11 protein-coding genes are annotated in these 13445 nt (G+C 43.2%); 2 read left to right on the top strand and 9 right to left on the bottom strand.

Annotated elements, in window-relative coordinates:
* The 6 genes from tuaC to BR62_RS0102380 form a co-directional block, all read right to left on the bottom strand.
* On the bottom strand, positions 1-1197 hold the full coding sequence (gene tuaC, locus BR62_RS0102405; RefSeq protein ID WP_032869542.1) for a teichuronic acid biosynthesis protein TuaC: 1197 nt from the start codon (positions 1195-1197) through the stop codon (positions 1-3).
* Positions 1194-2642, bottom strand: coding sequence for a teichuronic acid biosynthesis protein TuaB (gene tuaB / locus BR62_RS0102400; protein WP_032867093.1), 1449 nt, complete (start codon positions 2640-2642; stop codon positions 1194-1196). Before tuaB ends, tuaC begins: the two co-directional genes overlap by 4 nt.
* A gap of 36 nt (positions 2643-2678) precedes the next feature.
* Positions 2679-3338, bottom strand: coding sequence for an exopolysaccharide biosynthesis polyprenyl glycosylphosphotransferase (locus tag BR62_RS0102395; RefSeq protein WP_003151373.1), 660 nt, complete (start codon positions 3336-3338; stop codon positions 2679-2681).
* Between the two features lie 239 nt (positions 3339-3577).
* A complete protein-coding gene (locus BR62_RS0102390) occupies positions 3578-5068 on the bottom strand; it encodes an N-acetylmuramoyl-L-alanine amidase (RefSeq protein ID WP_032869540.1) in 1491 nt (496 codons plus the stop codon).
* Positions 5069-5093: 25 nt separating this feature from the next.
* Positions 5094-7211, bottom strand: coding sequence for a SpoIID/LytB domain-containing protein (locus tag BR62_RS0102385; RefSeq protein WP_015240696.1), 2118 nt, complete (start codon positions 7209-7211; stop codon positions 5094-5096).
* Between the two features lie 22 nt (positions 7212-7233).
* Positions 7234-7536 (bottom strand): membrane protein, encoded by a 303-nt coding sequence (locus tag BR62_RS0102380; RefSeq protein WP_017418804.1) that lies wholly within the window; start codon positions 7534-7536, stop codon positions 7234-7236.
* 176 nt (positions 7537-7712) lie between these two features.
* Between BR62_RS0102380 and tagU the strand changes: the two genes are divergently transcribed.
* A complete protein-coding gene (tagU, locus tag BR62_RS0102375) occupies positions 7713-8633 on the top strand; it encodes a polyisoprenyl-teichoic acid--peptidoglycan teichoic acid transferase TagU (protein ID WP_015240698.1) in 921 nt (306 codons plus the stop codon).
* Between the two features lie 51 nt (positions 8634-8684).
* On the opposite strand, the gene wecB is transcribed toward tagU, so the two are convergent.
* Positions 8685-9824, bottom strand: a complete 1140-nt coding sequence (gene wecB / locus BR62_RS0102370) for a non-hydrolyzing UDP-N-acetylglucosamine 2-epimerase (protein ID WP_032869538.1) — start codon at positions 9822-9824, stop codon at positions 8685-8687.
* Between the two features lie 277 nt (positions 9825-10101).
* On the opposite strand from wecB, the gene galU reads away from it, so the two are divergent.
* A complete protein-coding gene (galU, locus tag BR62_RS0102365) occupies positions 10102-10980 on the top strand; it encodes a UTP--glucose-1-phosphate uridylyltransferase GalU (protein WP_015240700.1) in 879 nt (292 codons plus the stop codon).
* 34 nt (positions 10981-11014) lie between these two features.
* Here galU and tagH read toward each other — a convergent pair whose 3' ends face one another.
* Both tagH and tagG read right to left on the bottom strand, forming a co-directional pair.
* Positions 11015-12568, bottom strand: a complete 1554-nt coding sequence (tagH, locus tag BR62_RS0102360) for a teichoic acids export ABC transporter ATP-binding subunit TagH (protein WP_025285364.1) — start codon at positions 12566-12568, stop codon at positions 11015-11017.
* Between the two features lie 19 nt (positions 12569-12587).
* The gene (gene tagG / locus BR62_RS0102355) at positions 12588-13415 is read right to left on the bottom strand and encodes a teichoic acids export ABC transporter permease subunit TagG (protein WP_015240701.1); all 828 of its coding nucleotides are present in this window, start codon (positions 13413-13415) and stop codon (positions 12588-12590) included.
* Positions 13416-13445: the final 30 nt, after the last annotated feature.

Genomic DNA, 13445 nt, shown 5'->3' with positions numbered 1-13445 from the left:
TCATCCCTCTTTCGAAAGGTTCTCCTCTTGCCCGGCCCGGTTCATTACGGATCGGTATTTCTCTTTCAGCGCTTTCGCGTTTTGGCTTGCGTCAAAATACGTGCGGACGGTTTGATAAAGTTCCTCGGCTGTTTGCGGCGTCCAAGCCTCTCCTTCGTCATATTGCAGAATCGATTCTGCAAGCGTCTCAGGTGAACCCGGCTTGATCAGCAACCCCCGGTGTTTCCCGAATAAAGAAGCTAATCCTCCGACATCGGTGCAGATCACCGGCACCTTCAGAGCGAGCGCCTCAATGACCACAGTCGGCATGCCTTCGCTGTAGGACGGCAGCGCCATTACATCCGAAGCCAGCAGATAGTCCTGTACCTTGTCGTTCGGCACTTGCCCCGTGACGATATGAGCGGCTTCACGCAATGAAGATGCGGCGGGACCGTCACCGACAAAGACGGCTTCATATCTTTCATCCAATGACTGAGCGGCTTTTGATAAGTCGAAAACACCTTTCTCTTTGACAAGCCTGCCGATGAACACGATCAGTTTTTTATCCGGAGGAAGGCCGAGCCGTTTTCTGACGGCTTCTTTCGTCTCGTTCCTTTTTCGGAAGGCGTCAAGCGTGATGCCGATCGGAAGCACGGTGCACTCCGCTTCGATAAGCTTTTTCATTTGTTCCCGCAGACTGCCGCTCACAGCGTAAATATCGGCTGCTTCCCGCACCGCAAATGTAAATGCGCGATGAGCGCTTTTGCTGTAATGCGGATAGACATTGACATCACTGCCATGCAAGGTCAGCACATACGGAATGCCTAAAGCCTTTGACACAATGGCGGCCGCTCCGCCTGACGGCATGGCGAAATGCGCGTGAATCAGATCGGGCTTCAGGCCATGATTTTTAATTTCGGAAAGAATGGATTCCGCCATTCTTTTATGCGGCTGCGCCCATTTCAGCTGCCCGGGAACCGCCTGATAAAACGGCCGGTGGACGGACACGCCTTTCCGCCATTCATGCGCCGGCCTGATATCCTTTTGCCGATACGTCTTTTTCAGCACCCGGAATGGCGCGGCGAGTTTCGGCCGCGGACAAATGACGGTCATCTCCGCGCCAAGCCTTCTCAGTTCTTGGGCCTGCGTCTCATGAAAAACGCCTTCTCCCGGCTTCTCACTGCTCGGATAGACACTTGTCATCCACAATACCTTCATAGCAAACGTCCTTTTCTTAATTTACTTTTCATATGCGGATAAGCTTTTCCTAACAGGAATAAATAACACAACGCGCCGCAGGCTACGGAGATCGCCAGCCGCAGCTTGACATCAAGGCTGATCCGCTCCGTGCCGAAGCTGGCTGTAAAGGCGATGACACCCATTGCCGCCGTAAGCACAAACGGTTTGGCCACGGCTTTGAAGTAAGCCGACAGCCGCAGCTTAATGACATATGCCAACAGCCAGCGCCCGATCAGGAAATTCAGGATGCTGATGAAAGCGTACGTCCAGGCTACCGTCAAGAGATTTCCGGACAGCACGGCGGCGTACAAAGATGCACCATACAGCAGCATCACCCCGGCGTCCCAATAAAACGCCAGATCGGCCCGCCCTTTTGCGAGCAGCACAGATCCGTTCGGATTCATCAGAACCCTTAATATCCCGACGATGGCGAGAACGTTTAAAACCGGGACAGCCGCCAGCCATTTTTCTCCGAATACCGAAGCCACGAATGCATCCGACACTGAAACCAAACCGAGCAAAAGCGGAAAGGATATCAGCGCGAGTATTTTGGTCATATTGAGAAATCCTTCTCTGATAACGCTGTTTTCATGCTTGTTTTTCGCAAAGACGGGAAACGCGACTCTCGTAATGATCGGATTAATTTTTAATACCGGAAGCGTGACAATCTGGTAGGCCAGATTGTAAATGCCGAGCGCCTCAGCGCCGATAAAACTGCCGATCAGAATCATATCAATATTCGCTCCGAGCCGGTTCACAAGCCGGGAAGACAGCTGAAAGGCCCCGAAAGAAAAGAAGCCTTTCATTCCTTTCAGATCAAAAACCAACGCCGGTCTCCATGTTTTTCTGCAGGCCATCCAGTACAGAATACCTTTTGACGATTGCAGGAGCACCTGGGAAATCACATAGGCGAGAATCGGGTCCGTATAAAAAACCGCGGCCGCCAAATACACGAAGGACAGCACATTTGAAAAGATTTCAATCTTGCTTAACGTGTTAAATGCCAGCGCTTTTTGCAGCATATACTGGTATTGCTGACCGATCGGCGCGATTAAAAACATGACGGCCAGCACGCGGATTAAATAGACAAGCTCCTCCCGCCGATAAAAATCGGCGATGAGCGGACTGCTGAAAAACAGCAGCGCAAACAGCGCAAGCCCCGTTATGATATTCAGCCAGTACAAGGAAGACATCTGTTTATCAGTCACATGATCTTTTTGAATGAGCGCGGCGCCAAAACCCATATCCAGCGCAATTTGGGCAAACACCACTACCGTTGTGATCATGCCGACAAGGCCGAATTCAGCCAGTGACATGACCCGCCCGAGCAGGGCGAATTGGACGATTTGAATGACCGTAATACACGCTGTCGAAATACTTGTCCATTTGGCGCCGCTCAAGATTTGATTTGTAATACTAGGCATCGTTTTCCCTACTTTTTTGTCTGCTGACCAGAATTTTTATCGCGCCCCGTCACCGGTCCAGATCACTTTGCACGTTTTGAGCATAATCTTCAGTTCCAATGAAAAGGTCAGGTTGCGGATATAATATAAGTCAAACATCAGTTTTTCCCTCGGTGTCATGTCATATCCCCCGTTGACCTGCGCCCAGCCGCTTAATCCCGGCTTAACGGCCAGCCGCTCCGTAAACCCCGGAATCTCAGCCTGAAACTGTTCCGTAAACACGGGACGCTCGGGACGCGGGCCGATCAGGCTCATTTCTCCCCGAAGCACATTTACCAGCTGCGGCAGCTCATCAATACGGGTCCTTCTGATAAAAGCGCCGACCTTTGTCACGCGGGGATCCTTTTTCAGCGCCCAGACCGCCCCCGATTTTTCAGCATCTATTTTCATAGAGCGGAGCTTATACAAATAAAACGGCTTCCCGTCTTTGCCTACCCGCTCCTGCTTATAAAAAGCCGGGCCGGGCGACTCCAAACGAATCAGTATGGAGAACAGGCCCATCACCGGGAGCGCCGCCAAAAGCCCCGCAAGCGCAAACACAATGTCCATGAATCGCTTAAAAGCCAAATAACGGGCCGTTCTTTCCGTAACGGCAGCGGAAGTCCCCTGCCGCACTGCATAGTTATTATTTACATTCATGCTTTTCTCTGCTCCCACTGACACACACCTCACGATTTGTTGGGATGTTTGATGACCTATGCCGTGAGTTTAGCAGATGGATGTTAATTGGAAGTAAAGGAAGCGTTAATGTTTATTAGAATGTTTCGATTATTGTTTTTTTATTGTAAATCTATTCATATCCATAAACGGCGGTTACTATAATTGAAAAGGATCACAATGAAAAAGCCTGCCGGTCAATTTTGACCAGCAGGCTCGTACACAAATATATAAAAGTTTTACTTATAATAAGACACGATTCCATCATTGATGGCTGCAGCTGCCTTTTCCTTATAGGATGCTTGCTTTAATTTACTTGCATCAGACGGATTCGTAATAAAAGCCGTCTCTACTAATACACTAGGCATTTTGGAATACTTAATGACATAGAACGGAGCTGTTTTAACCTCTCTGTCTCTTGTTTTTAATGCATTAACAACCCTAGGCTGAATTTGTCCTGCCAGGCGTTTGCTTGCAGCGGCTTGATATGTCTCATCATAGTAGGTCTCAGTTCCGTTTGCAGAAGTTGCATCATTTGCATTGCCGTGAACGCTGATGAATAAATCCGCTCCTGCGGTTGCACCTTTATTTACCCTTTCCTGCAAGGAATAAAATGTATCATTAGACCTCGTCATGACCGGCAGAGCACCTGAAGCATTTAATTTTGTATTCAGCCTTTTAGCGATATCAAGATTGACGTCTTTTTCTAAAATGCCGTTACCTATAGAACCGGAATCTTTCCCTCCATGACCCGGATCAATTAAAATTGTTTTTCCTGCTGCCGGATTTTTCAGCTGGTTTGCAACATTTGAGCTGACAGCCGGGGTATTCCCGATAATGGTAAAGCTGCTTAATTTTTTTCTCCCGATGATGACTCTTGTTTCTTTTGAAAGATTGCTGCCGTTTGTCAGAATGATAGATTGTTTTTTCTTTGCAGCAAGAGCAGCACCCGCTATGGAGTCTGCATACCCGAAACCATTGCTGACGAATACATTGCCTGTCGGAAGATTTAATTGCTGAACTAGATTGGCCGCAAGTTCGTATCGATTGCTTCCGCTGATTCTTTTTGGAGAAGGAAGTTTATTAAAGACAGAGGCATTTATGCTCCCGGTTCCCCCTGCTACAATAGAGCTTTTGATCCCCTTGCTTTTTATAGCTCCTGCTGTCGCACTGTTGATATCTGTTTGATTCGTAAACAAAATTGGATATCCGTTCATTGCGGCATATGGAATTGCAGCTATTGCGTCAGCATATAAAAATCCGTTTGCAATAACGGCTTTTGAAGCGGCAGGCATTTCCTTTGCTACTTTAGCTGCCGTATCATATCGGTTGCTTCCTGAAATTCTCTTAACACTGATGCCGAGCGCTTTGATTTGATTTGCTGTACTTGCTGACACAGCAGGCGTTCCGCCGACAATAATGACCGTTTTTGTTTTTAATTCTTTCAGACGGGTTTTCGTCTCTGATGACAAATTATCTTTGTTTGTGTAAAGCAGCGGCGCATTTTTCTGATATGCCATCGGGGCAGCAGATATAGCATCTGCATACGAACCTCCGCCGACGACAACAGCTGTACTCGCTGTTGAATACACCTGCTTGGAAAGCGCAGCAGCCGTACCGTACCTGTTGCTTCCCCCTACTCTTTTAACCGCGTTGTCAGCTAAGGCTGACGGGATAAATAAGATGAGTCCCAGCATAGAAATGATCAGGACTTTAAGATAAGAACGCAATTGCCTTCCTCCTGCTCTCGTTTATTTAATAGTCAGTCAATGTGGTGCCCGGATAATAAAATTTTAAAATTGAACTATATGAATCTCCTGAATCCGCTCTTGCCTTAGCGCCGTATTGGCTCATACCGATGCCGTGTCCATATCCCTTTCCGCTGATTGTAAAAGCAGAACTGTTTTGACTGACGGTCACATAAGTGCTTTTAAACACGGAGGCTCCGATCATCGTTCTCAGTTCAGTCACCGGCACAGTCATTGCAGATGTTTTATTTGCCTCGTAATTTCCATTGTTTTGTTTGACAGCGTAATTCACTTTCAAAGTTGCTGTTTTAGCCCGCTGTCCTTTAGTTGTTCCGCTGAATGTAAAATCTTCTATTTTTAAAATTTTAATGGCGGAAGCGCCTGTTTCCTTATTTTTCAAAATCCAATTTTTAATACCGCTCAGTTGAGATGCATTTGTCTCATTCTTTGAAGCAAACCAAGAGGCCGGCTTATTTACATCAATTGAATCCGGATTGATTTGCTGCTTAGAAAGCGTCAGACTCCAGGCAGTTTGAGGATCTTTTGTGTCTTTTTTCGCAGTTAAATAAGGAACGCTTGAACCCCATACTTCGCCGCTTGATTCTGTATAACCGCCATTACTTGATGAATAAGCCGCCGTAATTAAATTCCCTTTGTAAGTCAGCACCTTATTTTTTGTCTGCTGCACCGCTTTCGTTGTATTGGCATTCCAGCTGTACCCGCCATATACTTGAAAAGCAGTAGTATCAGCAACAGTGCTCCCGGTCTTCGTAATTGAGTATGTTCTTGCCGCAACCGTTTGCGCCTTCAGCGCTTCAAGAGACCAGCTTGCAGGCATTTCATTCGGTACGACACCTTTTAAATAATCTTCAAAAGGAATGTTTTCATTTACAGGTCTGATATATTTGCCTGACTCTATTGAAAAATTAACCGTCCCCAAGTATTCTTTTCCATTCAAACTGATCCGGTTGGATTCATTGTACGTTTCCGGTTTTATTCTCAATGAATTCCCATATGTTTTAATATGATTAAGATTTAACTTTCCATTATTGATTTGTAAGTTGTATGTGCTTCCGCCGGCTAAGTAAAAATGGTTTGAAAGCTCATTTTCAACCGCGGCGGAAATGGAGCTTGTACTTCCGATAAAGTCGTATGCATACGACGCCTTCTCTTTTGTCACTGATTTAGCTGCTGAAGGAACATCATCTTGTTTGATATATAATATTTGGCTGTTTTTTTTGGCGGCTAAAGAAGCGCCAACCAGGACATCAGCATATTTCGTTCCATTAGTCATGACGACTTTATCAGCCTTCAACTTTAGCTGATTAATAATATTAGCAGTCAATTCATACCGTGTTGATCCGGGTATTCGCTGCACAGTTGAAGTTTTTTTAATTTGATTTTCTACAGCATCACTCACGCTGAACGAACTCCCGATAATTATGACTTGCTTCGGAAGATCATAATCCGGCAATTTATCCTTTTCAGTCAGTAAAATGGGATAGCCGTTTGCAGCAGCATACGGAGCAATGGCTAAAGCGTCTTGAAAAACATTCCCTGTTACAACAATTGCTTTATCGTAATTCCCCATTTGTTTTGCAATGTTTTCAGACAGAACATAACGGTTTTTCCCGCTGATTCTTTTCACAGCTCCATAAGACTTAAGCTTATTTTCAACGTCCTTTGAAATGCTTTTAGCCCCGCCGATGACCAGAATATTATCGGGATTGAACTTGGCAATCTGTTTTTCTGTTGTTTTTGTCAAAGTGTCCGGCTGTGTAAATAACACCGGCGCATCCAATTTTTTCGCCAGAGGAATTACTGGTAATGCGTCGATAAAAACATCACGATTGACGAGAATAACGGTTTTAGGATTCGTCCATTGGGAGTCAGATGCAAGAGCCGCCGTCTCATATCGGGATGCCCCCGAAAAGCGGTTGGTTACAGACACATGATCACCGGTAACCTGATAAAAACCGGTTGGAGATAAAGAAATGCTTGATTGATTTCCTATGTAATTTGTCAGCTTAACAGATATATTTGAATCTGCCGCAAAGGAAACCGCCGGTATAAGCAATATAACAGCAGCTAGAGTCAGTCCTATTAAATGTTTGCAAGTTTTCAAGATTACAGCGTCCCCCTGTTCATTAATTTGCCGGTTCGATATCCTTCAGCATAAGCTGTCCCTTGCTATTTTTTTGATATTTTACTGTCACTTTGTCGCCATTATCCAAATTCTTAACATCGTCGGCTGATTCTTCAGTGATATCAAAACTTACTGGTTCATGATCCACAGTGACTTCTATTGTATGAGTATCCGCCAGTCCTACATAAGTGCCCTCTTTCGTGACCAGCTTTTCACCCGCATCCTCGCCCTGAGATTTTTCATTGTTAACTCCGCACCCGGCGAGAAGCAGTATAAAGAACAAACATCCGAAAATTTTTTTCATTTTTTTCACCTCATTATGGATTATCGACATTATATTATTATTTTAAAGAAAAATTAAGAAACATTGAAACTTTTTTCGATAACATTCGACTATATTAGGATTTATTGTATTCTATTATAAAAAAATGCATTTGCTGGGAGTCCGATTTCCAATTAAAACAGATGAGGTGTATTGAGATGAGAAGTAAACGAAGAAAAAAGAAAAAGACTTTGTTACTGGTCTTTCTGACAATCATCGGTATTTTTATTTTAGTTTCCGGCGGCTTTACATACTACCTATGGCATAAAGCGGCATCAACCGTCGCAAGCATTCACGAAGACATTAACAAATCGAATAAACGCAGGACTGAGGTGAAAATAAATAAACACGAACCGTTCTCTGTCTTGATCATGGGAGTAGACGAACGTAAAAATGATAAAGGAAGGGCAGACTCGCTCATTTACCTTACAGTCAATCCAAAGACAAAAACAACGGAAATGGTCAGTATTCCGCGTGACACTTATACAAAAATTATCGGCAAGGGCACGATGGATAAAATCAATCATTCATATGCATTTGGCGGTACGCAAATGGCAGTAGATACTGTGGAGAATTTCTTGAACCTGCCTGTAGATTATTTCATTAAAGTAAACATGGAAAGCTTTAAAGATGTCGTTGACACTTTAGGAGGCATCACTGTCAACAGTACATTCGCTTTCAACTATGACGGTTATTCCTTCAGCAAAGGCAATATTTCATTAAACGGTGATGAAGCCCTCGCTTACTCACGAATGAGAAAAGAAGATCCTAAAGGGGATTTCGGCCGCCAAGACAGACAGCGGCAGATTATAGAGGGTATTATCAATAAAGGGGCAAGTATCTCTTCTGTCACGAAATTCGGAGATATGTTTAAAGTAGTAGAGAACAATGTAAAAACGAATTTAACCTTTGATGATATGTGGGATATTCAATCCGGTTATAAAGATGCCCGCAAGAAAGTGATTCAGCATGAGCTGAAGGGTGACGGCACCAAAATTGACGGAATTTACTATTATAAAGCAGATGAAAATGGACTTGCCTCCATTACTAAAGAATTGAGAAGCAACCTCAACCTTTAAACTAATGCAGAAAAAGCAGCTTCGCATACTTTATGCGGAGCTGCTTTTTTGTTACACTTCAAAAGAATCAGGATGCTCTGAACGCAGTCCGAATTGATAGAGCAGTCCCTCAGCAATCCTTCTTGACGCCATGCCATCTCCATAGGGATTAGATGCCCGCGACATTTTTTCATATTCCTGCTTGTCTGTTAGCAGCTGTTTTGCCATCTGATAAATCGTTTCTTCATCAGTACCGGCTAATTTCAGAGTGCCCGCCTCCACTCCTTCGGGCCGTTCAGTAGTATCGCGCAATACGAGAACCGGCTTTCCTAAGGAAGGAGCTTCCTCCTGAACGCCTCCTGAATCAGTTAAAATAAAATACGACCTTGACGCAAAATTGTGGAAATCAATCACTTCAAGAGGTTCAATTAAATGGACGTGCTCCGAATCACCAAAGTGCTTATCAGCAGCTTCACGTACAGCAGGATTCAGGTGTACCGGATAAACGACTTGCACATCGCTGAATTCATCTGCGATCCGGCGGATGGCTTTAAACATATGTTCCATCGGCTGACCTAAATTTTCCCGGCGATGCGCCGTCAGTAAAATCATTCTGTCATTGCCGATTTTCTCAATAATGTTATGGGAATATTCAGAGTGAACCGTTGTATGCAAAGCATCAATCGCTGTATTTCCAGTAACAAAAATGGAGCTTTCTTTTTTATTCTCATTCAATAAATTTTGCTTCGCTTGCTGAGTCGGAGCAAAGTGGATATCAGCAAGCGCTCCGGTCATTTGGCGGTTCAATTCTTCCGGAAAAGGTGAGTATTTGTTGCCCGTCCGCAATCCGGCCTCCACGTGTCCGACTGCAATCTGGTGATAGAAAGCTGCAAGGCTTCCGGCAAAGGTTGTTGTCGTGTCACCATGAACAAGAACAATATCAGGTTTGATTTCCTTAAACAGGCCGTCCAGTTTTACCAGGGCGTTTGAAGTAATTTCAGCCAGCGTCTGCCGTTCTTTCATAATATTCAAATCAAAGTCAGGCTTAATTTGAAATGCGTGAAGAACTTGATCCAGCATTTGTCTATGCTGTGCAGTCACAGTGACATATGATTCTATTTCAGGGCGTTTTTTTAATTCGAGCACAAGGGGCGCCATTTTTATCGCTTCAGGCCTTGTACCGAATACCGTCATGACTTTAAGTTTTTTCATATCTCTTTCTCCTGTATCAAGTTTGTGATCATTTTTCATTATCAACCCATTTTACACGATATGATCCACCGGTTAAATATCTTGTATTATTTTTCCCCTAAATGAAAAAGGATATATCATTAAGGCTTTACGGATAAAACTTGTTTAATAATGGTTTATCTTATATCATTAAAAGTGTTAAAAATGAAATATCGGGTATACAGAAAATATCAGCAAGCCTGAGTCTGTATAGATATCATAACTTATATTTAAGTGATGCTAAGGAAGGTGCTTTAAAGTGAAAAAAGTACGCAAAGCCATAATTCCCGCTGCAGGTTTAGGGACACGCTTTCTGCCGGCAACAAAAGCCATGCCGAAAGAGATGCTTCCGATTGTAGACAAACCAACGATTCAATACATAATTGAAGAAGCGGTTGAAGCGGGTATTGAAGACATTATTATTGTTACGGGAAAAAGCAAGAGAGCCATTGAAGACCATTTTGATTACTCACCAGAGCTGGAAAGAAACCTAGAAGAAAAAGGGAAGGTCGAACTCTTAGAAAAAGTCCGAAAAGCCTCTAATCTTGCTGACATTCATTATATCCGGCAAAAGGAGCCAAAAGGTCTTGGACATGCCGTTTGGTGCGCACGTAATTTTATCGGTGACGAGCCATTTGCCGTCCTTCTCGGAGATGATATCGTTCAAGCTGAAAAACCAGGGCTTCGCCAGCTGATGGATGAATATGAAAAAACACTTTCTTCTATTATAGGGGTTCAGCAAGTGCCTGAAGAAGAAACCCATCGTTACGGAATTATTGATCCGCTGACAAGTGAAGGCCGCAGATATCAGGTGAAGAACTTTGTTGAGAAGCCGGCTCAAGGGACTGCTCCGTCCAATCTGGCAATACTGGGACGTTATGTCTTCACTCCTGAAATCTTCATGTATCTTGAAGAACAGCAAATTGGTGCCGGAGGAGAAATTCAGCTTACAGACGCTATTCAAAAGCTGAATGAAATCCAGCGGGTTTTTGCTTACGATTTTGAGGGCAAAAGATATGATGTTGGTGAAAAACTAGGTTTTATTACCACTACATTAGAATTTGCGATGCAGGATCGTGAACTGCGTGATCACCTTATCCCTTTCATGGAAGACCTGTTAAGAAAAGATGAATTATAAGAAAAAAAGCTGTTGGATTTATTCCAACAGCTTTTTATTTTAAAATGCAGGTTAAAGTTTGATTATCGTTATTGATAATAAAAGCGTATTTATCATTTGCCGCAATAAATTGCCGATCACTGCTTCCCTTTATAACACCTTTATTATTCAGGGATAGATCTGCCGGAGTAATAGCTGATATTCCTCTGAAAACAAGCTGCTCGGCCTTGCCATTATTCACTGCATAACTGACCTCGCCATTTTTAAGATATAGCGTCTCCCGGCCGTTCACCACTTCTTTCTGCAGCTCTTTCATTTCTTGCTGGATATCATTAACGCGCTCACCAAGATGCGACACAAGTTGATCAGCATCACCCTGCTTTACATACGGAGAAAAAGCGGATGCTTTCACATTTGAAATTTTTTCGTTATAGACCGCTGCGTTTTCCGGGATATAGTACGTTTTATTGTTGACCTCGATCTTTGCTGATTGCCTGTCTTCAGATACCACTTTTACCTGAGCACCGAACGGAATAAGGAAGTCCGCCTTTTTTTTCAGCTCTGTATCTTTATAGGCCTGCGTCTGGTCTTTTAATACGAAACCTTTTTTGTTCACCAATATCTGGTCTTTCCCCTTGTTAACATCATCTTGATATCCGATCTTACCGAACGAAGCGATCGTACGAAGCGGGGCGCTGAAAAACATGGTTCCGGCCATAAACACAAGCAGTATTGATAAAATAGCAATTTGAACAGCATTGACTGCTGATCCGGATTTATTTTTTTTCTTTTGTTCCTTCACAATTGCCTGCTGCTCAGGCGATTCTTTTTTACGTTCAGCAACCTGATCTTTCTTATATTTCTCTTTGTCTTTTTTGGAGAGCTTATTAAACCAATCGATAAATGCTTTGTACTCTTTGACTACGGTTTTAGTATCGTCGAACATTCTTAATTCACCATAGTGCATCCAAGCCACACGGTCACACATTTTTTCAATCTGACCGATGGAATGACTCACAAAGAAAATGGTTTTTCCTCGTTCTTTAAATTCCTGGATTCGGTCGACACATTTCTGATAAAATGTCTGATCCCCGACAGAGAGGGCTTCATCAATGATTAAAATATCCGGATCTATATGCACGGATATCGCAAAGCCGAGGCGGGACTTCATACCGCTAGAATAGTTTTTCACCGGCTGATTAATAAAATCACCAATCTCAGCAAACTCAACTATGCTTTCATACATCTCATCGATTTCTTTATTGGTCAGCCCCATCATTAAACATTTGAGTCTAATGTTATCCCGGCCCGTCAAAGCATTATTTAAACCGGCTGCAATCGCGATCAGCGACGGCTGGCCGTTCATTTCAATTTCACCGCTTGTCGGCGGTATTACTTTTGCAAGCAGATTGGACATCGTCGATTTACCCGATCCGTTAATTCCTACAAAGCCGATTGTCTCCCCTTCATATACATCAAAGGAGACATTTCGCACAGCGAAAAAGCCGTTATCTTTAGCAGGGAAAAACAAACCTTTTATTTTGTCCGACTGTTTTTCATAAAGATGATACTGCTTTGAAACATTTCGAAACGAAACCTTTAGTTTCATTGTACAATCTCCTTACGTATTAAAGAAAGTCAATAAACTTATCTCTGAATTTCATGTGTAAAACAGAACCGACTGTTAATAAAAATAAGGTAAACAGCCAGAAATACAGTGTATACTTCACATCTTGAAAGAACCACTGGCCATCTAAGAAACTGTTCCTGAATCCGTCAATAATATAGAACAGCGGATTCAGCTTCAGGACCGGCACCAATTCCGGGTGATCTGCCCCCAGTTTCGAGTGAATGTCCCAAAAAATCGGCAGCAGGAAAAATAAAAGTCTTGTCACTGCCTGCAGAAGAAACTGATAGTCTCGGATCAGCACGCTGATTGTCGAATTAAACAAGCTGAACGAAAATAAGAAAGCCATCAGACAAACAAAATAATAAATATATTGAAGCCAATGAAGGCTCGGATAGATTCCGCTGGCGAGCAATGCAATGATATAGATCACCATCATAATTGCATAACTGAACAAATTAGAAGCGATGGCGACAGACGGCAAAGAACTGATTGGGAAATTCATTTTAGCAACCATTTTAATTCTTTTAAATACACTATTTGATCCGTCCAGTATTGTCGGGCTTATAAAAAACCACGGTATCAGACCTGCAAGCATCCACAGAATAAAAGGCACTTCTCCGGCACCTGTAGCCATCGGCCCCCCTTTTCTGATCCCCAATCCAAAAACAAACCAATAGGCGAGCATTTGAATAAGAGGATTTAAAAACTGCCATAAAACGCCTAAATAATTCATTTGATATTTAGACTTTGTTTCGTAGGCCGCTAATCGCATGATTAAAGGAAATGATGTTACTTGCTCTTTTAGTATTTTCACTACAGCATTCATTTTAATCTTCCTTAGGTTGATTTGATTTTA

The organism is Bacillus sp. UNC69MF, from assembly GCF_000746035.1.
GTDB classification, from domain to species: domain Bacteria; phylum Bacillota; class Bacilli; order Bacillales; family Bacillaceae; genus Bacillus; species Bacillus velezensis.
This window is presented reverse-complemented; position numbering and strand designations above follow the sequence as displayed.

Excerpts from the sequence above, each read along its gene's own strand:
- wecB (WP_032869538.1), bottom strand. The coding sequence starts at position 9,824 with ATGAAAAAACTTAAAGTCATGACGGTATTCGGTACAAGGCCTGAAGCG.
- tagU (WP_015240698.1), top strand. The coding sequence starts at position 7,713 with ATGAGAAGTAAACGAAGAAAAAAGAAAAAGACTTTGTTACTGGTCTTT.
- tuaC (WP_032869542.1), bottom strand. The coding sequence starts at position 1,197 with ATGAAGGTATTGTGGATGACAAGTGTCTATCCGAGCAGTGAGAAGCCG.
- tagG (WP_015240701.1), bottom strand. The coding sequence starts at position 13,415 with ATGAATGCTGTAGTGAAAATACTAAAAGAGCAAGTAACATCATTTCCT.
- tuaB (WP_032867093.1), bottom strand. The coding sequence starts at position 2,642 with ATGCCTAGTATTACAAATCAAATCTTGAGCGGCGCCAAATGGACAAGT.
- tagH (WP_025285364.1), bottom strand. The coding sequence starts at position 12,568 with ATGAAACTAAAGGTTTCGTTTCGAAATGTTTCAAAGCAGTATCATCTT.
- BR62_RS0102380 (WP_017418804.1), bottom strand. The coding sequence starts at position 7,536 with ATGAAAAAAATTTTCGGATGTTTGTTCTTTATACTGCTTCTCGCCGGG.